Consider the following 25508-nt stretch of genomic DNA (forward strand, 5'->3'; position numbering starts at 1 on the left):
TTAATCGTTTCTTACTTTGTCAAAGTAGTCACACACTTCTTCAATTGCGTTGAGCGTTCTTGGTGTTGAACGGTTAATCCAGTCTGAATTTAACGACCAGACATGACCTAGTTGTACTGCCGGAATATCATCTTTCCAGCGCAACCACATGTTGCCGTTTGCAATAGCATGCTCAGAGGTAAATATTACTTCTGGTTGTGCGACCAGTACTTGCTCTATACCCACTTGAGGGTAAGGTGTAGCACTGTGTTCAAAGATGTTTTCACCGCCGCAGAATCGAAAGACTTCACTCGGCCAGCTATTTTGAGCCAAAGTAATAATTGGTTTCTCACTGAGTTGATAGAAGTAGCGAACGGGCGTTGCTTGTGAATATTGCGACTTCAACTTGGCTAGACGATCGCGAAACTCTTTAGCTGCTTGCTTTCCTTGTTGTGGGTCATCGGCGTATTGACTGAGAGCTTCAATATTGGTGGCAATATCGTCGAGCGTATTGACTTGTGAATCAAAAAATATGAAACCGAGCTGTTTGAGCTTAGCGACTTCTTTAGCAGGATTGCCCTTGGGCCAAGCGATGATGAGATCAGGTTTGAGCGCCATAATGCGCTCTAATTTTATCCCTTGATAGTTCGCTACTTTTTCAATGCTTTTTGCAGCTTCCGGATAGTCACTGTAGTCAGTCACACCGACAAGTTTGTCACCTAAGCCTGCGGCAAAAGCGAGTTCAGTAGCATGAGGCGCAAGGCTAATAATGCGTTTAATGGATTGTTCAGCTTGAGTGGGAGCGGCGAGTACTAGAGCAGTGAAAGCGAGTGACCAAAAACGCATTTATATTCCTTTATGAATAGCGACAAGTAGAAGGCTTTCGAGAACGATCCAAGCAATAAGTCGCCAAGCAAGTAAGCTATGTATTTGAGAAAGGTGAAGCGCAGATGGAACGATACGTCCCCCTATTTTTGCGCGCACGACTTTTTGTTCACCGTAGATAGCCGGTCCACCTAAAGCTAATTCAAGTTTTCCGCCGATTGCGCACAGTAACCAACTTGGCCCCGGCAGAGGCCAAGAGCGACTTTGACTTTTGATTGCTTGCAGGGCTTTGCCTGAGTTATTCCCCAATGTAATCATTAGGCTGAATAGTCTTAGTGGAATAAATTCGAGCACAGCAATAGCGCGCACGATAGGCAAGCCAAAAGGGTTGAACTTTGAACGTGACGGAGACCAAGCTCGCGCAAGTTCCGCCATTAATCGATAGAGAAATGCACCCGTAGCACCGAATTGGGCATACCAGAAAAGCACCACAGCAACGTTGCGACCATACCCCATGATAATAGTTTCCGCGCCAGCTTTACCCAACCCTACAGTCGACAGTGTGCTGGTTTCTCTGTTCACAAAAGGTTCAAGCAGCTTACGAGCTCCGACTTTGTCTTCTTTTGCTAATGCTTTGCCCAGTTTATTGGCAAGCTGACCATTGTTACGCCAGTCTAATGCCAGAATCAAAAGAGCTAATTCATACAGTTGAGGCTGCCAAACGAGAGGTTTTAAAGCAATACAAAATAGAAACGCAGGGATGATCATCAACAACCAAGCCAAGGTGCCAGAGATCATGCTTTGTGAGTAATTGCTGTTTGTGTTGACTTTATCTGCCAGAACTTCCGCAAATTTGTGCCATACAATGGCGGGATGTGAAGCTCTGGGAATCGGTAGGATGTAATGCAACAAAAGCGCGCCCCACATAATGAGGAGCGCACCGTCAGCATAAATGGTCGAAATAAATTCGTTCATTAATGTGAGTGGCTTACTTTAACAACTCAACCATTTTTAACACCATCTCTGATGAGCTTTGTGCCGCAAGTGGTAAGAATTCATCAAATGACATTGGTGATTCTTTGTCTGCCACATCAGAAATCGCACGAACTACAACAAATGGCACTTGGAATTGGTGACAAGTTTGCGCTATTGCAGACGCTTCCATTTCAACGGCAATAACAGAAGGGAAGTGTTTACGGATAAAGTCTTGGCGCTCAGCCGTGCAAACGAAAGCATCACCAGTACAAATCAAACCGCGTACTGCGTGTTTGTCAGTATTTGTTTCGCTAGAGATAGCTTCAAGAGCCTTCTCTGCGACTGCCATCAGTTTCTCGTCCGCTGCGAATGCTGCAGGTTGGCCTGCCATTTGACCCATTTCATAACCAAATGCGGTTACGTCTGCATCGTGATGACGAACTTCCGTTGAGATAACCACATCGCCCATAGTTAAACTAGAATCAAAACCACCAGCAGAACCTGTGTTGATCACAACATCTGGTTGATATTCGTCTAGAAGAATCGTTGTACCAATCGCGGCTGCTACTTTACCGATACCTGACTGAAGCAGAACGACATCAACGCCGTGGATTTTACCTGAGTAATAAGTACAGCCACCTTTGCTGACTTCCTGACATTGCTCAAGAGCGTCTTTTAGAATAGCGACTTCTTGTTGCATCGCACCGATGATGCCAATTTTCATGAGGTATCTCTTTTATAAGTTGTTAATTGAAAAACAGCCTGAAGTTTATCATGAGATTAGACAATTTATCGAGATTCGGCTGCTTATCTTATCGCTCGTAAGCAAGTGACTGGAAAAGAGCTCTTATGGTTCGAATATTAATCCAGCAAAACTGAGCTTTTCTCTTAGTTCTGCTGCTCTGCGGCGGTTGACCCCAAAATCGCTATAACCGACTCGAGATTCAGAACGAACCAGCAAATGGTCATCTTCAATTTTTAGTTCTAAGTCATCGACAAAGCGCATGATGCGAGAGGTGCATTCAATGCGTATATAGTCATCAGTTTTCTCTGCGGTTTGAGCGCCAGAAAGAGTCAAAGCAACACGTTCAACTTGGTCTAAGGTAACACCAGAACGAAGAATAAAAGGCGCTAACGCATATTTTTCTCTTGTTTCAGTAGTTGAAACACAGTTGGGTTTATTGCCGCATGGTGTGTTCGTACGATCGACCATCGGAGGATTTCCTTTACTACAAGCGCTGAGCAGCACTGTTGAAAGAATAAGAAGCGGAACTTTATACATCTGCAAAACCTGTTCTTATCAGCCCTAAGCTATCAATTATTTTATTCATCAATCACAACTAAAAAATAATTGGTGATTATATAAATAAAAAAGGATCCGTGTTGAGAGGGATCCTTTTTTTTAGCCATCAAATCACTTAAACGCCTAAGTAATCCAAAATACCATCAGCGGCCTTACGACCTTCATCAATAGCAGTAACTACTAGATCCGATCCTCGAACAGCGTCTCCGCCAGCAAAGATCTTCTCATTGGTTGTTTGGAACTTAAATGATTGCTCAGAAGGTGCTTTGATTCGACCCCATTGATCCAGTTCTACGCCGTGTGGCTCTAACCAGCTCATTTGATGAGGTTGGAAACCAAATGCCATGATCACTGCATCAGCTTCAAGCACGTGTTCACTTCCAGCTACAGGCTCTGGACGTCGACGACCTGCATCGTCAGGCTCTCCCAAAGCAGTCTGAACTACTTTTACACCGGTAACTTTGCCTGATGCATCGACTTCAATACCAAGAGGTTGAAGGTTGAACATAAATTCCACACCTTCTTCTTTGGCATTTTTCACTTCGCGGCGAGAGCCTGGCATATTCTCTTCATCACGACGGTAAGCACAGATAACACGTGAAGCATTTTGACGAATGGAAGTACGTACACAGTCCATCGCTGTATCACCACCACCCAGAACCACGACTTTCTTACCTTGCATGTCGATAAATGGGTCTGTGTTTTCTAAGTTCATCACTTTATAGGTGTTCGAAATCAGGAACGGCAATGCGTCAAATACGCCTTGTGCGTCTTCGTTCTCCAGACCGGCACGCATGTATTTGTATGTGCCTACGCCAAGGAACACAGCATCGTATTCGTTGATCAGATCTTGTAGCTGAACATCTTTACCGACTTCGACATTCAAGCGGAACTCAACACCCATTTCAGTGAATACACGGCGACGGTTTTCCATCACCCCTTTTTCAAGTTTGAAAGAAGGGATACCGAAAGTTAGCAAGCCACCAATTTCAGGGTAACGGTCAAACACAACTGGTTTAACACCGTTACGAACCAAGATATCAGCAGCTGCAAGTCCAGCAGGGCCTGCACCGATTATGGCTACTTTTTTATCCGTCCACTCAACGTGAGACATGTCAGGTTTCCAGCCCATTTCAAAAGCAGTATCAGTAATGTATTTTTCAATATTACCTATGGTTACTGCGCCGAAATCAGCATTTAGAGTACATGAACCTTCACATAGACGGTCTTGCGGACACACGCGACCACACACTTCAGGCAAGCTGTTGGTTTGGTGTGCAAGGTCTGCAGCTTCCATAATGCGACCTTCATTCGCAAGTTTCAGCCATTGTGGAATGTAGTTGTGAACAGGACATTTCCACTCACAGTATGGGTTACCACAATCCAAGCAGCGGTCAGCTTGAGCTGTTGCCTGCTGCTTAGTGAAAGGTTCGTAAATTTCTACGAATTCAATTTTACGGATGTTGAGTGGCTTCTTTGCCGGATCAACACGGTTAACATCAATAAATTGGTATACGTTCTGGCTCATAAAACTGGCTCCTTCCAATTATTGTGCTTGAACACGTAGTTCTGCAGCGCTACGGCTTTGGTGACCCAATAGGGTTTGTAGGTCCGCAGCCTGTGGTTTGATTAAATAGAACTTCGGAATCCATTCATCAAAGTTCGCTAGAATGTTTTCTGCGTGAGCAGAACCTGTCTCTTCTAAGTGCTCTGCGATAAGTCCACGCAGATGCTCTTGATGGATGTAGAGATCTTTCAGCGATAACGCTTCAACAGATTCTTCGTTTACACGGCCTTGGAAATCACCGTTCTCATCAAGAACGTAGGCAAAACCGCCCGTCATACCTGCACCAAAGTTCACACCCGTTGCGCCAAGAATAGCGACAATACCACCTGTCATATATTCACAAGCGTTATCACCTGCGCCCTCAATCACACTGATAGTGCCTGAGTTACGTACTGCGAAACGTTCGCCAGCTTTACCAGCAGCAAACAGTTTTCCGCCTGTAGCGCCATATAAACAGGTGTTACCGATAATAGTGGCTTCGTTACAGCTAAAGGCAGTCCCTAAATGAGGTTTGATGACAATCTTACCGCCAGCCATGCCTTTACCAACGTAGTCGTTCGCATCACCAGTTAGGTATAGTTCTACACCACCAGCGTTCCACACGCCGAAAGATTGACCCGCAGTACCATCCAGTACCACTTTGATTGGCGAGCCAGCTAAACCAGCATTACCGTAGCGTTTAGCAATTTCACCCGACAAACGAGCACCCACAGAGCGGTCTGTGTTGATCACGTCGTAGTAAAGCTCGATAGATTGCTGTTTCTCTACCGCGTCAATCGCATCTTCGACGATTTTCTGGTTGAGAACGCCTTTATCAAACGGTGTGTTTGGCTCTGTGCAGCTTAGAGGTAGTCCTTGAGGTGACACCGGAGCTTCAAGAATGCCAGACAAATCAAGCTTGCTTTGCTTCGCTGTTAAACCTTGAACCGCTTCTAGCAGGTCAGTACGACCAATCAGATCCGTAAGTTTTTCAACGCCAAGTTCTGCTAAGTATCCACGAACTTCTTCAGCAATACCTGTGAAGTAGTTGATGACCATTTCTGGCAGACCTTTGAAGTAGTCTTTACGCAGAGTTTCGTCTTGCGTTGCTACGCCAGTCGCGCAGTTGTTTAGGTGACAGATACGTAGGAACTTACAGCCCATTGCAACCATAGGACCCGTACCAAAGCCGAAGCTTTCAGCACCTAAAATAGCCCCTTTGATTACGTCGAGACCGGTTTTCAAACCACCATCGACTTGCAGACGAATCTTATGACGCAGACCGTTAGCAACCAGTGCTTGTTGTGTTTCAGCAAGACCAAGCTCCCACGGACTACCTGCATATTTCACTGAAGTCAGTGGACTTGCTGCTGTACCGCCGTCGTAACCCGAAATGGTAATTAAATCGGCATAAGCTTTTGCAACACCTGTTGCGATAGTGCCAACACCCGGTTCAGAAACCAGTTTTACGGATACTAACGCTTTCGGGTTCACTTGCTTCAAGTCGAAGATAAGCTGTGCCAAGTCTTCGATAGAGTAAATATCGTGGTGTGGTGGAGGTGAAATTAGGGTTACACCTTGTACCGAGTGACGAAGTTTCGCTATTTCTGCGGTCACTTTATGACCCGGAAGCTGACCACCTTCACCCGGTTTCGCACCTTGAGCGACTTTGATCTGCAAAACGTCCGCATTGGTTAAGTAGTGCGGTGTTACGCCAAAACGACCCGATGCTACTTGTTTGATACGCGAGTTACGCTCAGTACCAAAACGACGAGGATCTTCACCACCTTCACCTGAGTTAGAGAAACCACCTAGACGGTTCATCGCAGTTGCTAGCGCTTCGTGTGCTTCTGGGCTCAAAGCACCGATAGACATCGCCGCAGAGTCGAAGCGTTTGAATAGCTCAGTTGCTGGTTCAATCTTCTCAAGTGGTAGTGGTTTATCTGATTTTTTCAGCTTCAACAGGTCACGCAGCATCGCGGCTGGTCTTTCGTTAACTTGTTTAGCAAATTGCTTGTAATCACCGCTTTCGCCAGACTTCACAGCTTTTTGCAGAGTACCGACTACATCTGGGTTGTAAGCGTGGTATTCGCCACCGTGAACGTATTTCAGTAAACCGCCATGTTCTAGAGATTTACGTGCCGCCCATGCTTTGCGAGATAGGTTAAACAAGTCTTGTTGGAAGTCTTCAAAACTTGCACCCTGAATACGTGTTTTCACGCCTTTAAAGCAAAGATCAACAACATCAGTATGTAGACCCACCGCTTCAAATAGCTGAGAACAGCGGTAAGAGGCAACCGTAGAAATACCCATCTTCGACATGATCTTATACAGACCTTTGTTGATGCCGTACTGGTAGTTCTGCATTACATCGCGGTAGCTCTTATCAATCGCACCGTCATCTACCATCTTGCCCAGTACTTCGTAAGCCAGATATGGATAAATTGCTGTTGCACCAAAGCCGATTAGCACCGCAAATTGGTGTGGGTCACGTGCCGTTGCTGTTTCAACAATGATGTTGGCATCACAACGCAGATTCTCTTCAACCAAGCGAGTATGAATCGCACCCACGGCCATTGCTGCAGGGATTGGAAGCTTATCTTTTGTTAGCGCACGATCTGACAGCACAAGTAGAACTGTGCCACCACGAACCACTTCAACGGCTTTATCACACAAGTCGATCACTGCTTGTTGCAGCGTCGATTGTTGTGGATCGAAGTTGATATCCAGAATCGTGTTGCGGTAGTGCTGATCACTCAGTGTTAGCAACTGCTGCATGTCGGAGTAAAGCAGAATAGGTGAGTCAAAAGTAACGCGGTGCGCGTGACCATCGGTCTCGTTAAACACGTTCATCTCTTGACCGATACTGGTTGCTAGCGACATTACATGCTTTTCACGCAGTGGGTCGATAGGTGGGTTAGTCACCTGTGCAAATTTTTGACGGAAGTAGTCAGTGATCAAGCGCTCTTTAGACGAAAGTACAGCCATTGGGGTATCGTCACCCATTGAGCCAACGGCTTCTTGCCCCATATCACCTAGCACACGAAGTACTTGATCCACTTCTTCGTTGGTCATTGCAAACTGCTTTTGGTATGTCTTTAGCAGCGTTTCATCAAAGCTACGCTCGCCAACTTGATCATCAGGCAGCTCAGCAAAAGACTTCAGTTTGTAAACGTTGTTTTTCATCCACTCGCGGTATGGATGGCGGCTCTTAAGATCGTTGTCGATCTCGCTTGATTGCCACAACTTACCTTTGCGAGTGTCAATAACCAGTAGTTCACCCGGTCCAACACGACCTTTCTCTGCCACTTCATCAGGCGCGTAGTTCCAGATACCCACTTCCGACGCAAGTGTGATCAGTTTGTCTTTGGTGATCACATAGCGCGCAGGGCGCAGACCGTTACGGTCTAAGTTACACGCTGCGTAGCGACCATCAGATAGAACGATACCTGCTGGGCCATCCCACGGTTCCATATGTTTTGAGTTGAAATCGTAGAACGCGCGTAGATCTTCATCCATGTCTGGGTGGTTTTGCCATGCTGGTGGAACAAGCATACGCATAGCACGGAACAGATCCATACCACCAGCAAGGAAGAGATCCAGCATGTTATCTAGGCTTGAAGAGTCAGAGCCAGTTTCGTTAACAAACGGTGCTGCAGTGCTAAGATCTGGCAGTAGCGGCGATGCAAACTTATATGCACGTGCGCGAGCCCATTGGCGGTTGCCATCAATCGTGTTGATCTCACCATTGTGTGCAAGATAACGGAAAGGCTGAGCTAGTGGCCAACGAGGTTGAGTGTTAGTTGAAAAACGCTGGTGGAATAGGCAGATAGCCGATTCCATACGTAAGTCAGCAAGATCCAAGTAAAAACGAGGTAAATCTGCTGGCATACACAAGCCTTTATAAACAATAACTTGTGTAGAAAGAGAACAGATATAAAAATCTGAATCGTTAGTGATCTGTTTTTCGATACGGCGACGAGCAATGTAAAGACGACGCTCGATATCGCGTTCACGCCAGCCCGCAGGTGCCGTGATAAAAATTTGTTGAATGTCTGGTAATGAATCAGCAGCGATTGGACCTAGAACCTTTGGGTTAGTAGGTACAACGCGCCAGCCAGTGACCGACAATGTTTCTTGCGATAGCTCTTTATTGATGATGTCGCGAGCAGCTTGAGCTTTGATTGGGTCTTGGCTGAGAAACACCATACCGATAGCGTATTGCTTACCAAGGTTCCAACCTTGTTCATCAGCAATTAAACGCAGATATGAGTCAGGCTTTTGCAGTAGAAGACCACAGCCATCACCGGTTTTTCCATCGGCTGCGATGCCGCCGCGGTGTGTCATGCGATCAAGTGCAGAAATCGCTGTGCGAACCAATTTATGACTAGCTTGACCTTCCATATGCGCAATCAAGCCAAATCCACAGTTGTCTTTCTCAAGACGAGGATCGTATAGAGCCATTGCAATTCTCCCTTTGCTTCTGTCTACAAGACAGTAAATGACTATTCCCTTCCTACTTTTAGTGACAGCTTTGCTGATTAGGTATTTGTCTCCTTCCATGAGAACCGACGATCTACATGGGCATAGGAGGTCATTCACTTGTCGCTTTTTGCCACTGCAAGTTCTTTGGATATTGTTGTTGTTATTATTTGGATATTTATTACTAAGAATTGACTAAAAATTTAACAATTTTGAGCAGTTTGTTTTCAGTGAGTTCACAACCTATAGCTAATTGTGAAAAAGGTCAAGTTGTTGGGCTAAAATCATTTTTGAGTGCGATTTACCGCTGATTTCTCTGAAATTATTTAATAAATTCAATGTGATAAATAATTTGTTATCACAAATATTTAACATATAAATCTCAAGATATGAGAAAAGAATAAAAAAGGCTAGCAGTGTATGCTAGCCAAATGGAAGGTCTATGGGAAATATTCAGTGTGAATAAAAAAGGTTTCTAGAGTATCGAACTGTAAAAACCTTTTGTTATGAATCATTATGCTGAAAGCATTAATGAATCAGCTTTTGCTTCTAGATTGGTATTACCCATAAGGTATTCGTCGATTGAACGAGCACATTCGCGCCCTTCGTTGATACAACGTACAACCAGAGACTGGCCTGTACGCATATCGCCAGCAGCGAAAACACCTTCTTGGTTAGTCGCGAAACCTTCGGTTGCGACGTTACCACGTTCATCAAGAGCAATATCAAGTTGAGCAAGTACGCCGTGTGGTTCTGGGTGTAAGAAACCCATAGCCAAAAATGCCATATCACAAGGAATAACACGTTCACTTTCTGCAACTTCTGTAAAGTTGCGAGAATCACTCCAAACGATGTCTGCAATACGTAATCCAGTGACTTCTCCCTTATCGTTACCGATAAATTCTTTAGTCAGGATATTCCAATGACGTTCACAGCCTTCTTCGTGAGAAGTTGATGTACGAAGAATCATTGGGTATTGCGGCCAAGGCATGTTAGCAGGGCGTTTGTCTGCTGGTACTGGCATGATTTCAACTTGTGTAATGCTCGCCGCACCATGACGGTTTGATGTACCCACACAGTCAGAACCCGTATCACCGCCACCGATAACCACAACGTGCTTGCCTTTAGCGTGGATCTCTTCTGTTTTCAGATCCATGTTGTTTGCACGACGGTTATTTTGAGCAAGGAATTGCATTGCAAAGTACACGCCGTTCAACTCACGCCCTGGAATTGGCAGGTTGCGAGGAACCGTAGAACCACCAGTCAGTAACACAGCATCGTATTCTTGGCGTAGTTGCTGAGCGTTAATATCTACACCCACATGCGCATTCACTTCAAATTGAACACCCGCTTCAGCCATCAAATTGATCTTGCGATCAATCACTTCCATGCTGAGTTTGAAGTCAGGAATACCAAAACGTAGCAAGCCACCCACTTTTTCATCGCGCTCATAAACCGTTACCGTATGACCAGCACTGTTTAGTTGCTCTGCAGCGGCTAAGCCCGCAGGGCCTGAACCAATGATGGCTATTTTCTTACCTGTACGGTTACGCGGAGTTTTCGGTTTCGCGTAACCTTCGCGATAAGCGGTTTCAACAATGGTTTTCTCGATATTACAGATGGTGATTGGATCTTGGTTGATACCCAGTACACATGCACTTTCACAAGGTGCTGGGCAAACTCGACCTGTAAATTCTGGGAAGTTGTTGGTAGAACTTAAAATGTTCCACGCCTCTTCCCAGCTATCGCGATACACCGCATCGTTAAATTCAGGAATGATATTACCGATAGGGCAGCCGTTATGACAAAACGGCACGCCACAATCCATACAACGAGAAGCTTGAGTGCCAATTTTGCTGCCAAACTCTTCGTTAAGAACGAACTCTTTGTTGTTTTTGATGCGCTCAGCCGGTGCAATCTTTTTCGGAAGCTCACGGCCATGCTCTAAAAATCCAGTAGGCTTACCCATTTATACTGCCTCCGCTTCTGTCTGTTGTGCCAGTGCCTTACGCTTTTGAAGTACCGCTTTGTAATCACGCGGCATAACCTTAACCATTGAGTTTAGGCTTGCTTCAAAGTTATCAAGGAACGACTTAGCGACTTCACTTCCTGTGAATTGAACATGCTTGGTTAACATATCCAGTAGTAGCTCTCTGTCTTCTTGTTCAATAGGATCAAGATCGACCAGCTCAGCGTTCAGTTTAGATTTGAAGTCACCAGACTTATCCCAAACATAAGCGACACCGCCGCTCATACCGGCAGCAAAGTTGCGACCTGTAGAGCCAAGAACAATTGCTACACCACCTGTCATGTATTCACAACCGTGGTCGCCAATGCCTTCAACAACAACTTTCGCACCAGAGTTACGAACACAGAAACGTTCGCCCGCCATACCGCGGATGTAAGATTCACCAGAGGTTGCGCCGTAGAAACAAACGTTACCTACCACGATGTTGTCTTCCGGAACAATGGTCGATTTCGAGTCTGGGTAAAGAATCAAAGTACCGCCAGACAGCCCTTTACCCCAGTAGTCGTTTGCATCGCCTTCCACTTCAAATGACACGCCTTTCGCAAGGAATGCACCAAAGGATTGACCCGCAGAACCCGTGAATTTCACATTCATCGGTTGAGGCAGACCTTGGTCTTTGTAGACTTTCGAAATTTCGTTCGACAGCATAGTACCAACAGAGCGGTCAGTGTTGATGATTGGTAGCTCTGCATGAATTGCTTCACCACGCTCAAGCGCTGGTGCTGCAATCTTGATCAGAGTGCGATCTAACACGTTGTCTAAGTTGTGGTTTTGCTGTGTCTGGTTGTAGATACCATCTTCTGCACGAGCTTGTTCGATATGAAGAACTGGCGACAGATCGAGGTTCTTATATTTCCAGTGTGTCACGTCTTGGCGAGGTTTTAGTTTCTGACCTTGACCAACCATGGCATCGATAGTGCGGAAGCCAAGCTCCGCCATGATTTCACGTAAACCTTGAGCCATATATTGGAAGAAGGTGATTACGTCTTCTACGCGGCCATCAAAACGCTCACGAAGAGTTTTGTTCTGTGTTGCGATACCAACAGGACAGGTGTTCTTATGACACTTACGCATCATGATACAGCCTTCAACAACCAGTGCTGCTGTTGCCACGCCCCATTCTTCAGCACCTAGCAGTGTTGCAATCGCAAGGTCACGAGGTGTTTTCATCTGACCATCGGCTTGAACAACGATACGGTTACGTAGACCGTTCTTCAGTAGCGTTTGGTGAGTTTCTGCCAAGCCAAGCTCCCAAGGAAGACCGGTATGGCGAATTGAAGAAATTGGAGATGCACCTGTACCGCCATCGAAACCTGCGATAAGCACTACATCAGCTTTTGCTTTCGCAACGCCCGATGCGATCGTACCTACGCCCGCTTCTGAAACTAGCTTCACGTTCACACGGCCAGCACGGTTCGCGTTCTTCAAGTCGAAAATAAGCTGAGCCAAATCTTCGATTGAGTAGATATCGTGGTGTGGCGGGGGAGAAATCAAGCCAACTCCTGGTGTAGAGTGACGAGTTGCACCGATCCAGTCATCGACTTTATCACCCGGTAGCTGACCACCTTCACCCGGTTTAGCGCCTTGAGCCATCTTGATTTGAAGCTCATCAGCGTTAGTTAGATAGTACGAAGTCACACCGAAGCGACCTGATGCTACCTGTTTGATTGCTGAGCGTTCCCAATCGCCGTTTTCTTTACGTTCAAAACGAGTTGGATCTTCACCACCTTCACCAGAGTTCGATTTCGCGCCTAAGCGGTTCATCGCAATCGCAAGTGTCGAGTGTGCTTCGTGAGAGATAGAACCGAATGACATAGCACCCGTCGCAAAACGTTTAACGATGCTTTCGATTGGCTCTACTTGCTCAATCGGGATCGAACCTGCTGGGTTCTTAACAAATTCAAGCTGGCTACGTAGTGTAACTGCGTTGTCACCTTGCTTATCAACCGCTGCCGCGTATTGCTTGAACTGAGCGTAGTCTTTATTACGAGTAGATTGTTGCAATAGGCTTATTGTTTCTGGGTTGAACAGGTGTTTTTCACCACGTTGTTTCCACTGGTAAACACCACCGACATCGAGCATGCGAATTGGCACTTCACGAGTTGGGTAACCCACACGGTGGCGAACAACCACTTCTTTCGCGATGTCATCCAGAGTTAGACCTTGGATACGAGAAACAGTACCTGTGAAGTATTTGTCTACTACCGACTTATGGATGCCTAGTGCTTCGAAAATCTGTGCGCCATGGTATGACTGAAGTGTTGAAATACCCATCTTAGAGAAGATCTTCAACAAGCCGCCATTGACTGCTTTGCGATAGTTTTCGAACAGTTTGTCTACTGGTGTTTCTGCATCCAGCTTTTTACGACGTTGCAAATCCACCAGTGTTTCTGACACTAGATATGGGTTTACTGCGTTTGCACCGTAACCCAGTAGCGTTGCAAAGTGGTGTGTTTCACGCGCATCACCGGTTTCCACCACAATGCCACAACGAGCACGTAGACCTTTACGGATTAGGTGGTGGTGAACCGCGCCCACAGCAAGCATTGCTGGAATAGCTGCATGGTTTGAGTTCACTGCGCGGTCAGTTAGAAGGATGATTGAGTAACCATCAATAACGGCATCTTCTGCATATTGGCAGATACGTTTTAGCGCACGCTCAAGCTTGCCCGGATCGCCACTTGCTTGGAATACGATATCCAGAGTCTTCGCTTGTAAGTGTTCGTTATCGATCGCACGCAGTTTTTCTAATTCAGCGTTAGAAATGACTGGCGACTCAAGTTCCACTTTACGACAGTGCTGAGGTGTTTCAGCTAGCAGGTTTTGATCTTTACCGATATAGGTATTGAGTGACATAACCATACGCTCACGGATCGGGTCGATCGGTGGGTTAGTTACCTGCGCAAATAACTGCTTAAAGTAGTTAGATAAGTGTTGCGACTGATGCGAAAGCACCGCTAATGGCCAGTCCGCCCCCATAGCAGAAAGTGGTTCTTTACCATCATTTGCCATTGGTACGATGATGTCGTTCACTTCTTCAATGCTGACACCAAACGCCTGTTGGCGGTGTAGTAAACGCTCTGGGTTTGGTTGGCTGTGTGCGTTGTCTGCTTCTGGAAGTTTCTTCAGGCTTAGCAGGTTATCTTCAACCCATTTTTCATAAGGTTGAGCACTTGCGATACCATCTTTGATCTCTTCATCAGAAATGATGCGACCTTGTTCTAGATCGGCAACGAAGATACGACCCGGTTGTAGACGACCGCGGAATTCCACATTTTCTGGTGCGATTTCAACAACGCCCGATTCTGACGCCATTACGAGGAAATCATCTTTCGTCACTGTGTAGCGTGAAGGACGAAGACCGTTACGGTCTAGAGTTGCACCTACCTGAACGCCGTCGGTGAAACAAACTGACGCTGGGCCATCCCACGGCTCCATGATGTTTGCATGGTAACGGTAGAACGCACGGCGAGTTGGGTCCATGGTTTTGTTCTCTTGCCATGCTTCTGGGATCATCATCATCAGAGCATGAGGCAAGCTACGGCCAGAAAGAACCAGTAGTTCTAGCGCCATATCGAAGTTTGCTGAATCCGACATACCTTCCTGACAGATAGGTAGCAGCATATCGATTTCAACTTGAGTAAATAGGTCTGACTTTAGAATCGCTTCACGCGCTTTCATCCAGTTCAAGTTGCCGCGAACAGTGTTGATTTCACCGTTGTGCGCAATGTAGCGGAAAGGCTGAGCCAGACGCCATCTTGGGAATGTATTGGTTGAAAAGCGAGAGTGTACAAGCGCCAGAGCCGTCACCATTGATGGATTCTGTAAATCCAAGAAGTATTGAGGTACTTGCTCTGTGGTCAGCTGACCTTTATAAACCAACGTCTTGTAAGACATTGAGTTAATATAGAATTCGTCTTTGATGTTTGAAACACTTTCCAAGCAAACACGGATTGTGTAGTTACGCAGAACATATAGCTTACGCTCGAGTTCTTCAGGTGTAACTCCCGGTGCAGCTGAGATAAATACGTGTTCAAACTGAGGTTCGGTGCTTAACGGGTCAGCACCCAACATTGAGTTGTCGGTTGGCAGAACGCGGTAGCCAATTACGTCTAGATCTAAACGGCGAGCGTTGCGTTCAAGAATGTCACGACATTGTGCACGTTTGTACTCCTCTTTCGGGAACAGCATGACACCCACGCCATACTTTTCAAAAGATGGCAGTTTAATGCCTAGCTTTACCGCTTCTTCGAGTAAAAATTCGTGTGGTTTTTGCAATAAAATACCGGCACCGTCACCACTGCATGGGTCACAACCTTGGCCGCCGCGGTGTTCCATACGCGCAAGCATGTCCAGAGCCTGTGTCACTACGTGATGCGACTTACGGTTCTTTAGGTGAGCAACAAAACCGATACCGCATGCGTCATGCTCCAGCTCGGGAGTATAAAGACCTTGCGAATTTTGCTGTCTATCTACCATAGATACTTCCTTCCAGTTCAAGCGGACGCAATTTCCCTAAGGCATGCCTTAGCATTGCTTCCGGTCCTTTTATAATTAATGAATCTAAACCAACCAGTGCTAGTTGGTTCGCATCCTTTCGGTCTCTCACGGAAAAATTTTGTGAGAAAAACAATCCTTAGTGATATCCCTTTGTCATGATCACTTTTGTAGTGATTTATATAGGTGGGTTTGGATAATCACAGATATTTCACAGGGTTTTGTGTAATAAAATAAACAAAAAAAGAGCGAAACTGAAAATATCCTACATTTTTGTTGCACGAAATTCCAACGAAAAGTCCGCTTTCTAGAGCGTTTTTTTGTTGCGAAATGCATAATGATTTTAACAAATGAATAACATTGGGCTTTAAATGCTTATTTTGTGAATGTTTATTGATTTTGATTGGGGCTTGGGACGTTATAGATACTTACAATTAACGACCATATTTTTTGATATTTTGTAATTTAATTACAAAGATCGCATTGAGAATTATTTGCATCTATTTTGGTACCCATATGCAGTTACACGAACTCGTTAATACCATCGGACAAGATCTTCAAAGACGCTACGGAGAGCGTGTTCACAAGCTGACTTTGCACGGTGGTTTTAGCTGTCCTAATCGCGACGGTACGATTGGTCGAGGTGGTTGCACATTCTGTAATGTGGCTTCGTTTGTCGATGAGCAAACTCAAGTTCAAAGTATTGAAGACCAATTAAAAGATCGCGCGGGAGAGATTCACCGTGCGCGTAAATATCTCGCCTATTTTCAGGCTTACACCAGCACCTATGCTGAAGTTCAAACCCTGAAGAATATGTATGAACAAGCATTAAAGGCGGCGGATATTGTCGGTTTGTGTGTTGGTACTCGTCCTGATTGTGTGCCGGATGCTGTGCTTGAACTTCTTTCTGGCTATGTTCAACAAGGCTATGAAATTTGGCTGGAATTAGGTTTGCAAACGGCGAACAATAAAACCTTAAAACACATTAATCGAGGACATGATTTCGAATGCTACGCGCAGATCACTCAGCGAGCGCGAGCGTTGGGAATTAAAGTTTGCACACATTTAATTGTCGGATTGCCGAAAGAGAGTCGTGACGACAACATTGAAACTCTGAGCAAGGTATTAGAAGTAGGCACTGACGGTATCAAACTGCACGGTTTGCACATCGTTGAAGGCAGCACCATGGCTAAGGCATGGCGAGCAGGAAAACTCGAAGCACCTAGTTTGGAAGACTATGTTTCTATTGCTAGCGAGATGATTCGCTTAACACCGCCAGAGGTGGTGTATCACCGTGTTTCTTCTGCCGCACGCAGACCAACATTGTTATCTCCGTTATGGTGTGAAAACCGTTGGCTAGCAATGACGGAAATTGGCAGAGCTTTGGATAAAGATGGCTCACAAGGATCTCTGATTGGTCAGCCTTTTCAATATCAAACTGTGCGTTAAATTCCCTTATCAAGACGGAAAAAAGGCGAACTTTTATCAGTAATCATTGATGAGTTCAAATTCTTCAAAAGCCAGTGACTTCTTTGGCTGACTCTGAGCATTGAAACAGGCTAGACTACGGCTAATTCATTCCTATGGAGTTATGAATGAAACCGATGAAAAATCTCGCCCAGTACTATGTTGATTTGCTAGTTAAGCTGGGTATTTTACGTTTCTCTATTTTACTAGCGCTTGCTTTAGTCGCCTTAGCTGTTGTGGTTCAGGTGGGGATTACTCTCGCCCTCAATGGCTACGTTGATGATATCGACATTCTCAGATCGGTATTCTTTGGTTTGATCATCACCCCTTGGGCTGTCTATTTTCTTTCTGTTGTTGTCGACCAGTTGGAAGAGTCACGTCAACGTCTGTCAAAGCTGGTTTCAAAGCTCAAAGACATGCGTTCTCGCGACCAAGAGCTGAATCATAAGCTCCAACAGAACATCGTGAAGCTAAACCAAGAGATCGAAGAGCGTATTAAAGCTGAAGAAGCTCGCGAAGAAGCAATGGTCGATTTAGAGACCGAGGTTTTCCAGCGTGAAAAAACACAGGTTGAACTGGCAGAGCGAACTGCGCTTTTACGTTCATTTATCGATGCTTCCCCCGATTTGATCTATTACCGCAATGCAAAAGGCGAGTTCTCTGGCTGTAACCGTGCGATGGAAGAGCTCACGGGCAAGAAGGAGAGTGAGCTGGTTGGTTTAACGCCATGGGATGTTTATCGCAAAGAGATTGCTCAGTCGATTGTCGAAACCGACCAACGTGTCTTCAAAGACAACCGCGCCATCACTTATGAGCAGTGGCTGGAATATCCTGATGGTCACAAGAACTATTTTGAACTGCGCAAAGTGCCGTTCTACAGTAAAGATGGTCGTCACTTGGGGCTGGTTGGTTTCGGTCGTGATATTACTGAACGTAAACGTCATGAAGAGTCATTGGAAAAAGCCAGCCGAGATAAAACCACATTTATCTCGACTATCAGTCATGAATTGCGAACTCCATTGAACGGTATTGTGGGTTTAAGCCGAATGCTGCTTGATACACCAATGACGCCAGAGCAGCGTAAACACATGCAGACCATTAACGTCAGTGCGGTGACTCTGGGTAATATCTTTAACGATATTATCGATATGGATAAGTTTGACCGTCGCAAGTTGGAGCTTTTCCCTGCGCCTTTGAATTTCGAAGAGTTTGTTGCAGAACTTGAAAGTTTGTCGGCTCTAATGGCTGAGCAGAAAGGTCTGCGATTCGATTTAGAGCGCTTAACTGACTTGCCAGAGTTAGTCAGTGTTGACGCTACCCGACTTCGCCAAGTGTTGTGGAATTTGATCAGCAACGCGATGAAATTCACTAAAGAGGGTGGTGTAGTGATGAACGTCAGTGCGGATATCGAAGACGATATGGCGCATATCACCATGGATATTGAAGATACGGGTATCGGTATTCCTGAAGCTGAGCTCGATAAGATTTTTGCCATGTACTATCAGGTGAAATCAGGGCAAGACAACCTGCATGCTGTTGGTACTGGCATCGGGCTTGCCGTCTCACGTCAGTTGGTCAATTTGATGGGCGGTGATATTACCGTCAGCAGCGAAGAGGGATTTGGTAGTACCTTTACTGTTTCGATCAGTGTGCCGCTTGTGGAAGCATCACAGATTAAGAAAGCACCGCAAGCTGCGCAACGTAGTTTAAACATCTTCATGGTTGAAGATATTGAACTGAACGTAACGGTTGCACGCTCTCTATTGGAAAGCTTAGGACACAAAGTGACGGTAGCGATGACAGGGCAGGCTGCGATCGATACCTTCAAACCTGAGCTGTATGATCTGGTGTTTTTAGATATTCAATTACCGGATATGACAGGTTTTGATATCGCCCAGTACTATCGCAGTCATTATTCAGAACTACCGCCACTGGTAGCTCTAACAGCAAACGTATTAAAAGATCGTTCTGAGTATTTTGAAAAGGGTATGGATGACGCGATTAGTAAACCGCTTTCTGTTTCTGCGGTTCAGGATGTGATAAGTAAAGTGACAATGAGCTCTCAACAAATAACTGACGAGGTGAAACCGATGGAAAAAACCATTGAAGGTAAGGACGACCTTTATGTTCGACTGCTGGATCTCGATATGTTGACCTCTTATGTAGATATTGTCGGGCCAAAACCAGTGCTTGATAGTATCCAAATGTTTGAAAAGATGATGCCGAGCTATATCGAATTGCTTGATTCCAATATGGTAGCAAAAGACCAAGAAGGTATTGTTTCGGAAGCGCATAAGATTAAAGGTGCTGCGGGATCTATTGGTTTAAAACACATCCAAAGCGTTGCGCAGAAAGCGCAATCACCAGAAGCGCCTGCGTGGTGGGAAAACATTACAGATTGGGTTGAGGAGATAAAGAACGAATACCTCAACGATATTGAAGTGCTAAAACAGTGGCTAGAACAAAGGAAATAAAATGAAAAAATTCGCGACCGTTCTATTGGTTCTAACTATGACTGCTTGTACTTCGCAGACTTCAACCATATCTACTGATATCAATTGGACACAAGGCAATTTAGCTGCGTTGTCTGATACCGCCATTCAGATAAAAAGCAATTTGTGGACAGATAAAATGCCCAAAATTGATGGATCTCCAGATAGCCAACCTCTAAATGGGACTTTGATGTTGGATACGTCGGGCGAACTGTCAGCTGAGCTGGTGGTTGAAATGGTAGTGATTAAGCAAAAAGATCACACGTGGATTGTGCAAGGTGAAGATACTGAGCTGAGAACACTGAGCGAAAATTTATGGGAAGTGGTGTTTAACACTGAAATTCCGGTGGATGTCGAAAAGAGTGTTCATATAGCTTTAGAGTTGAGCGATAAGAATGGCGACGTATGGTTAGTTGAGCGTAATGTTGCTATCGATAAAGTTTATTAGTGAATATGCACACTAGAAATACGCAATAAAAAAGCCCCAGTTAGGGGCTTTTTTGCATTCTTCATTAGAGAAATTCGCTTTTGGCTTATTCTTCTAAATCACCACAAAAACGGTAACCTTCACCGTGAATTGTCGCGATGATTTCTGGAGTGCCAGATACTGACTCGAAGTGTTTACGGATACGACGAATCGTAACGTCTACAGTACGGTCATGTGGTTTAAGCTCACGACCAGTCATCTTCTTCAGAAGATCGGCACGAGTTTGAATCTTACCTGGGTTCTCGCAGAAGTGCAGAAGAGCACGGAATTCTGAACGAGGTAGTTTGTAACCATCACCACTTGGGCTAACTAATGAACGGCTATTAATATCTAGCACCCAACCGTTAAATTCATATTTCTCAACAGAACGTTTCTCATCAGGAGTCGCGCCTGCGTTCATAGAACGGCTTAGTAGGTTACGAGCTCGAATAGTGAGTTCACGAGGGTTAAATGGTTTTGTGATGTAGTCATCCGCACCAATTTCTAGGCCTAGGATTTTATCGACTTCGTTGTCACGACCAGTTAAGAACATCAGTGCAACATCTGCTTGCTCACGAAGCTCACGAGCTAACAACAAACCGTTTTTACCCGGTAAGTTGATATCCATGATCACTAGGTTAATGCTGTTGTCAGATAGTTCATGGTGCATTTCTTCACCGTTACTAGCTTCAAAAACAGCGTATCCCTCGGCTTCAAAAATACTCTTTAGAGTGTTACGAGTAACTTGCTCGTCTTCAACGATAAGAATCTGCGGGGTTTGCATTGGCGGTACCTAAACTTGTGAAAAATTTGTGCTAATAGAACTCATTCTAGGCAAAAACATAACATAGGGTAGCTCGATGTTAACAATAAAACTTAATTTACGTAAAAAATCTACTCTCGGGTTGCCCGCCATCCATGGATACTAGTTGATGAGGAATCCAATACCTCTTTGGTCCTACTAGTCTTTGAGCCGGATTCTATAATGTTAACAGCATGCTAACAATGACCAAATGTTAATTCCAATCACTTTGTTGATTTACATCAATTGTTAAAATGTAACAGATATTAAAGCCAATAACGAAATGTAAAATTTGCAACATGATGAAAATAAATGCAAACCTCTGGCAAGCTTATGCCAATGTGAAGTTTGACCTTCAACATAAGATTACCTTTGAAAGTTACGCCATTATTACCGCATGGAACCCTGAAAGTGATAAGTTGTCAGAATATGAGAATTGCGTAAATAATCAACATTTACAGAATGAGCTGATTGGTTATGATTGGTATTCTGTTCGCGTTGGCGACCCTGATTTTATTTGGTTTGAAGAAAGTTTTGCTGTGCAAATGCCGTTGCAAGTAGCACTCAGTCTCGGCAGGGCTTTCAGGCAGAATGCCATCTATTACGTTAGTAACGACTTATTGTATTTGCATTCCTGTAAGGGAGAACAACAGGAGTGTTTAGGGGATTTTAAATTATTCAACGTCTAACCCAATTGAGGTTATTCCCCCTTTAAAGCCTATTTATTTTTTGAAATTACAATTACGAGAATCATGGAGGAACGATGAAAGATATCACACCGGATATATGTGATCGTTATGAATCACAGGTAACTTTACTCGACTTACCTTTACAGAATTACGGTATGAGAAGCGATTTCTGGGGACAGATAGTAACGGTTCGTTGCTATCACGATAACTCCAAGGTTCGTGACGTTCTGAGCCAAAATGGTAAAGGGAAAGTACTGGTTGTTGACGGTAATGGATCTCGTCGAAAAGCTCTGATGGGAGATCAGGTTGCTATGATGGCGATTGATAACGGTTGGGAAGGTGTCATTATTTACGGCGCAGTTCGAGATGTAGTCGCACTTTCACAAATGGATTTGGGGATAAAAGCACTAGATGCTTGCCCGTTCAAAACCGAAAAACGTGGCGTAGGCGAAGTGAATGTCACGTTGACGATGCATAATCAAATGGTGCAACCGGGTGATTATATTTATGCGGATTGGAACGGAATTTTGTTGTCAAAACAAGCTTTAGACTTGAGCTAAAAGCGAAATCCCAAACCAACTTCAACTCCTTGTTGCCACTCTTGATAGCCAAGGGTGGCATGCAAATCTAGATCATTTGAAAGCTGTAGTCGGCTTGATAATTCTGCACCGATATTCGAATTTCGCTCACTGTGTTTATCTGAAAAATAGGATTGAACTGAACTACTTAAAGTGACTCTTTCTGTCAATTGATAGCTTACACCACTAAGAAATCCGTTTTCGCCAAAATTGTTTTTACCCGAATAAGACTGATTAATTCGAGCTCCCACATAGACATCAATATCGTTGAAAACTGCGTAAGCGTAACCTCCGTTAATACTGATATCCCAACCGCCAACATCTTCCCCAAGTTGTTCGCTTGTCACTTGTTCACTTGTTAAAAATAACCGATGTGGGGAATCCTTCTGCATAGAGGGCAAAACAGGGAGTAGTTCAGACCGAGCACCAAATGTAATGAGCAAGCAGGTAATACCGAGAACGAGTCTCATGATATCCCCCTTATTGTTATTGATTATTTAAAATACTTTTGCACTGCGTATTTCAAAGTCTAGGCACAAAAACAGGCTCTGGTTGATGAGTAGTTAGAGCATTTTGTTATTTGCTTAGTTGGTTTTGTTTGCTTGAGAAAGGATTCTTGAATATTTAGAGACTTAGATAACTAATCAGAATGAAACTTAAAAAAAAAATACTTTTTCGTTGACTATGCGATAAAAAATAAGGTAAACGTAGAGGCAAGCAAACACACAAACGAAGTACGATTTCTATGTTTAATAACAGCCTAGTAATGATGACAACCACCATTATTATTACCGACATTACGCGTGTTGGGGCAGGCTGCTAAGCGTAAAATTTACAAAGAAGGCCTGTATCCCCACCGATACAGGCCTTTTTTTATGCCTATTTAAAATGACTTGGAGTAAAGGGATGCGAGTTCTAAAGTTTGGAGGTTCATCGTTAGCAGATGCTGACCGTTTATTACGGGCAGCCGACATCATTGCCAATAATGCTCAGCAGGAAGACGTTGCCGTTGTTCTTTCTGCACCGGGTAAAACAACAAATAAACTGGTGGCAGTGATTGAAAGCGCGATGCGTAATGGAGAGGCAGAGCTACAAATCAAAGAGTTGGAATCGTCTTTCAACACTTTGTTCGATGATGTAAAAGCTGTATTGCCGAACATCGATGGCGCTGCGTATGAAAATCAAGTCAAAACGTCAATGTCACAGTTACGTCAGTTCGTACACGGAATCAGCCTATTAGGTATGTGTCCTGACAACGTGAATGCTCGTATCATCAGTAAAGGTGAGCGTGTGTCAATCCAGCTAATGAAAGCTGTGATGGAAGCAAAAGGATTAGCCGCTAACCTGATTGACCCAGTTAAATATCTGCTAGCGAAAGGCGACCACTTAGAAGCAATGGTTGACGTGGAAGTTTCAACACAAAACTTCAAATTAAACCCACTTCCAGAAAAACACGTACACATCATGCCTGGCTTTACTGCTGGTAACAAAAAAGGCGAGTTGGTTTGTCTTGGTCGTAACGGTTCTGACTACTCCGCTGCTGTATTGGCTGCGTGTTTACGTGCAGAGTGCTGTGAAATTTGGACTGACGTAGATGGTGTTTACAACTGTGATCCACGTTTAGTTGAAGATGCTCGCTTGCTGAAGTCTCTAAGCTATCAAGAAGCGATGGAGCTTTCTTACTTTGGCGCCTCCGTACTTCATCCAAAAACAATCGCTCCAATTGCTCAATTCCACATTCCTTGTCTAATCAAAAACAGTTTCAACCCTCAAGGTCCGGGTACTTTAATTGGTCTTGACACTGGTGAAGACAATCTTGCGATCAAAGGTATTACAACGCTAAACAACCTGACTATGGTGAACGTTTCAGGCCCGGGCATGAAAGGCATGGTCGGTATGGCAAGTCGCGTATTTGGTGCGATGTCTGCGTCAGGTGTATCTATTGTTCTGATCACTCAATCATCGTCTGAATACAGCATCAGTTTCTGTATCGAAGCTGAGCACAAAGCACTTGCTCAACAAGCATTGTCAGATGCGTTTGAGTTGGAGTTGAAAGATGGCCTACTAGAGCCTGTTGAGTTCACAGAAGACCTATCGATCATCACTCTGGTTGGTGATGGTATGCGTACTTCACGTGGCGTGGCATCTCAGTTCTTCGCATCACTGGCAGAAGCGCACGTGAATATTGTCGCTATCGCACAAGGTTCATCAGAGCGTGCGATTTCAGCGGTAATCCCAGAAGACAAAGTGTCTTCAGCAATCAAAGCATGTCACGAAAACTTGTTTAATTCTAAGCACTTCCTTGACGTATTCGTTGTCGGTGTTGGTGGTGTTGGTGGTGAATTGGTTGATCAAATTAACCGTCAACAAGCGAAACTGGCTGAAAAAGGCATCGTGATTCGCGTATGTGGTCTGGCTAACAGCAAAGGCTTACTGCTTGATAGCGAAGGTCTACCACTTGATAACTGGCGTGACCGCATGGGCGCAGCATCTGAAGAGTTTTCACTAGCTCGCTTGATTGCACTTGTGAACCGCAACCACATCATCAACCCTGTGCTGGTGGACTGTACTTCTAGCGAAGCGATTGCAAATCAATACACAGATTTCTTGGCGGCGGGTTTCCACGTTGTTACTCCAAACAAGAAAGCAAACACTGCAAGTATGGCGTATTACCACCAGTTGCGTGAAGTGGCTCGTCACTCTCGTCGTAAACTGATGTATGAAACAACCGTAGGTGCGGGTTTGCCAGTTATTGAAAACTTGCAGAACTTGATTGCTGCGGGTGATGAGTTAGAAAAATTCAACGGTATTCTATCTGGCTCGCTATCTTTCATCTTCGGTAAATTAGATGAAGGTCTGACTCTTAGCCAAGCAACTGCTATTGCAAAAGATAAAGGTTTCACTGAGCCAGATCCACGTGATGACCTATCTGGTATGGATGTGGCGCGTAAACTGCTGATCCTTGCTCGTGAAGCGGGGATGGCATTAGAGCTTGAAGATATTAAAGTGGAGCAAGCACTACCACCGGGCTTTGATGCGTCAGGCAGTGTTGAGGATTTCATGGCTCGTTTACCACAAGCGGATGAGTACTTCCAACAACTGTCAGCAAAAGCTGCAGAAGAAGGAAAAGTTCTGCGCTACGTGGGAGAAATTGCAGAAGGTGAATGCCGAGTGCACATCGCGATGGTCGATGAAAACGGTCCAATGTTCAAAATTAAAGATGGCGAGAACGCTCTAGCATTCTACAGCCGATACTATCAGCCTATCCCGCTTGTGCTACGCGGTTACGGTGCGGGTACTGAAGTTACTGCAGCAGGTGTATTCTCGGATGTCATGCGTACGCTTGGCTGGAAATTAGGGATTTAATCAATGAGTTCA

General features: G+C 44.8%; 16 protein-coding genes and 1 other annotated feature. Of the genes, 6 read left to right on the forward strand and 10 right to left on the reverse strand.

What is annotated here, in order from left to right:
* The 8 genes from btuF to gltB (ACOSVQ_RS13810) form a co-directional block, all read right to left on the reverse strand.
* The gene (gene btuF, locus ACOSVQ_RS13775) at window positions 1-825 is read right to left on the reverse strand and encodes a vitamin B12 ABC transporter substrate-binding protein BtuF (RefSeq protein ID WP_491983101.1); all 825 of its coding nucleotides are present in this window, start codon (window positions 823-825) and stop codon (window positions 1-3) included.
* Complete coding sequence (locus tag ACOSVQ_RS13780) at window positions 826-1779, reverse strand: cobalamin biosynthesis family protein (protein WP_491983102.1); 954 nt, start codon at window positions 1777-1779, stop codon at window positions 826-828. It abuts the gene before it with no gap.
* 13 nt (window positions 1780-1792) lie between these two features.
* A complete protein-coding gene (gene mtnN, locus ACOSVQ_RS13785; protein WP_491983103.1) occupies window positions 1793-2503 on the reverse strand; it encodes a 5'-methylthioadenosine/S-adenosylhomocysteine nucleosidase in 711 nt (236 codons plus the stop codon).
* A gap of 123 nt (window positions 2504-2626) precedes the next feature.
* Window positions 2627-3061 carry a DUF1499 domain-containing protein gene (locus ACOSVQ_RS13790; RefSeq protein ID WP_491983104.1) on the reverse strand — a complete coding sequence of 145 codons (435 nt, stop codon included), beginning with the start codon at window positions 3059-3061 and terminating at the stop codon, window positions 2627-2629.
* 136 nt (window positions 3062-3197) lie between these two features.
* Window positions 3198-4610: an FAD-dependent oxidoreductase gene (locus ACOSVQ_RS13795; protein WP_491983105.1), complete on the reverse strand. Its 1413-nt coding sequence runs from the start codon at window positions 4608-4610 to the stop codon at window positions 3198-3200.
* Between the two features lie 18 nt (window positions 4611-4628).
* Window positions 4629-9092 carry a glutamate synthase large subunit gene (gltB, locus tag ACOSVQ_RS13800; protein ID WP_491983106.1) on the reverse strand — a complete coding sequence of 1488 codons (4464 nt, stop codon included), beginning with the start codon at window positions 9090-9092 and terminating at the stop codon, window positions 4629-4631.
* Window positions 9093-9624: 532 nt separating this feature from the next.
* Complete coding sequence (locus ACOSVQ_RS13805) at window positions 9625-11079, reverse strand: glutamate synthase subunit beta (RefSeq protein ID WP_491983107.1); 1455 nt, start codon at window positions 11077-11079, stop codon at window positions 9625-9627.
* Window positions 11080-15618: a glutamate synthase large subunit gene (gene gltB / locus ACOSVQ_RS13810; protein ID WP_491983108.1), complete on the reverse strand. Its 4539-nt coding sequence runs from the start codon at window positions 15616-15618 to the stop codon at window positions 11080-11082.
* Window positions 15619-16152: 534 nt separating this feature from the next.
* On the opposite strand from gltB (ACOSVQ_RS13810), the gene mnmL reads away from it, so the two are divergent.
* From mnmL to ACOSVQ_RS13825, 3 genes are all read left to right on the forward strand, one after another.
* Window positions 16153-17085: a tRNA modification radical SAM protein MnmL/YtqA gene (mnmL, locus tag ACOSVQ_RS13815; RefSeq protein ID WP_491983109.1), complete on the forward strand. Its 933-nt coding sequence runs from the start codon at window positions 16153-16155 to the stop codon at window positions 17083-17085.
* Window positions 17086-17231: 146 nt separating this feature from the next.
* Window positions 17232-19577, forward strand: a complete 2346-nt coding sequence (gene arcB, locus ACOSVQ_RS13820; RefSeq protein ID WP_491983110.1) for an aerobic respiration two-component sensor histidine kinase ArcB — start codon at window positions 17232-17234, stop codon at window positions 19575-19577.
* Between the two features lies 1 nt (window position 19578).
* Entirely contained in the window at window positions 19579-20043 is a 465-nt protein-coding gene (locus tag ACOSVQ_RS13825) for a hypothetical protein (protein ID WP_491983111.1), read from the forward strand.
* A gap of 85 nt (window positions 20044-20128) precedes the next feature.
* Here the strand turns inward: ACOSVQ_RS13825 and arcA are convergent, their stop codons facing one another.
* Entirely contained in the window at window positions 20129-20845 is a 717-nt protein-coding gene (arcA, locus tag ACOSVQ_RS13830) for a two-component system response regulator ArcA (RefSeq protein WP_491983112.1), read from the reverse strand.
* Between the two features lie 317 nt (window positions 20846-21162).
* Between arcA and ACOSVQ_RS13835 the strand changes: the two genes are divergently transcribed.
* Window positions 21163-21552, forward strand: coding sequence for a DUF3293 domain-containing protein (locus ACOSVQ_RS13835; protein WP_491983113.1), 390 nt, complete (start codon window positions 21163-21165; stop codon window positions 21550-21552).
* A gap of 74 nt (window positions 21553-21626) precedes the next feature.
* Window positions 21627-22112, forward strand: a complete 486-nt coding sequence (locus ACOSVQ_RS13840; RefSeq protein ID WP_491983114.1) for a putative 4-hydroxy-4-methyl-2-oxoglutarate aldolase — start codon at window positions 21627-21629, stop codon at window positions 22110-22112.
* Here the strand turns inward: ACOSVQ_RS13840 and ACOSVQ_RS13845 are convergent.
* The gene (locus ACOSVQ_RS13845) at window positions 22109-22600 is read right to left on the reverse strand and encodes a hypothetical protein (RefSeq protein ID WP_491983115.1); all 492 of its coding nucleotides are present in this window, start codon (window positions 22598-22600) and stop codon (window positions 22109-22111) included. The two genes, ACOSVQ_RS13840 and ACOSVQ_RS13845, sit on opposite strands and share 4 nt — an antisense overlap.
* Before the next feature lie 288 nt (window positions 22601-22888).
* Window positions 22889-23006 (forward strand) — a sequence feature (Thr leader region).
* A 30-nt stretch (window positions 23007-23036) separates the two neighbouring features.
* Here ACOSVQ_RS13845 and thrA point away from each other — a divergent pair.
* The gene (thrA, locus tag ACOSVQ_RS13850) at window positions 23037-25496 is read left to right on the forward strand and encodes a bifunctional aspartate kinase/homoserine dehydrogenase I (RefSeq protein ID WP_491983116.1); all 2460 of its coding nucleotides are present in this window, start codon (window positions 23037-23039) and stop codon (window positions 25494-25496) included.
* Window positions 25497-25508: the final 12 nt, after the last annotated feature.

The sequence above is a fragment of the Vibrio sp. HM8-C genome, assembly GCF_058630515.1.

What these genes read in the sequence shown, in the direction of transcription:
- ACOSVQ_RS13825 (WP_491983111.1), top strand. Translation starts at nt 19,579, where the DNA reads ATGAAAAAATTCGCGACCGTTCTATTGGTTCTAACTATGACTGCTTGT.
- ACOSVQ_RS13790 (WP_491983104.1), bottom strand. Translation starts at nt 3,061, where the DNA reads ATGTATAAAGTTCCGCTTCTTATTCTTTCAACAGTGCTGCTCAGCGCT.
- mtnN (WP_491983103.1), bottom strand. Translation starts at nt 2,503, where the DNA reads ATGAAAATTGGCATCATCGGTGCGATGCAACAAGAAGTCGCTATTCTA.
- thrA (WP_491983116.1), top strand. Translation starts at nt 23,037, where the DNA reads ATGCGAGTTCTAAAGTTTGGAGGTTCATCGTTAGCAGATGCTGACCGT.
- arcB (WP_491983110.1), top strand. Translation starts at nt 17,232, where the DNA reads ATGAAACCGATGAAAAATCTCGCCCAGTACTATGTTGATTTGCTAGTT.
- ACOSVQ_RS13840 (WP_491983114.1), top strand. Translation starts at nt 21,627, where the DNA reads ATGAAAGATATCACACCGGATATATGTGATCGTTATGAATCACAGGTA.
- arcA (WP_491983112.1), bottom strand. Translation starts at nt 20,845, where the DNA reads ATGCAAACCCCGCAGATTCTTATCGTTGAAGACGAGCAAGTTACTCGT.
- ACOSVQ_RS13795 (WP_491983105.1), bottom strand. Translation starts at nt 4,610, where the DNA reads ATGAGCCAGAACGTATACCAATTTATTGATGTTAACCGTGTTGATCCG.
- mnmL (WP_491983109.1), top strand. Translation starts at nt 16,153, where the DNA reads ATGCAGTTACACGAACTCGTTAATACCATCGGACAAGATCTTCAAAGA.
- ACOSVQ_RS13845 (WP_491983115.1), bottom strand. Translation starts at nt 22,600, where the DNA reads ATGAGACTCGTTCTCGGTATTACCTGCTTGCTCATTACATTTGGTGCT.
- ACOSVQ_RS13805 (WP_491983107.1), bottom strand. Translation starts at nt 11,079, where the DNA reads ATGGGTAAGCCTACTGGATTTTTAGAGCATGGCCGTGAGCTTCCGAAA.
- gltB (WP_491983106.1), bottom strand. Translation starts at nt 9,092, where the DNA reads ATGGCTCTATACGATCCTCGTCTTGAGAAAGACAACTGTGGATTTGGC.
- gltB (WP_491983108.1), bottom strand. Translation starts at nt 15,618, where the DNA reads ATGGTAGATAGACAGCAAAATTCGCAAGGTCTTTATACTCCCGAGCTG.
- ACOSVQ_RS13780 (WP_491983102.1), bottom strand. Translation starts at nt 1,779, where the DNA reads ATGAACGAATTTATTTCGACCATTTATGCTGACGGTGCGCTCCTCATT.
- ACOSVQ_RS13835 (WP_491983113.1), top strand. Translation starts at nt 21,163, where the DNA reads ATGATGAAAATAAATGCAAACCTCTGGCAAGCTTATGCCAATGTGAAG.
- btuF (WP_491983101.1), bottom strand. Translation starts at nt 825, where the DNA reads ATGCGTTTTTGGTCACTCGCTTTCACTGCTCTAGTACTCGCCGCTCCC.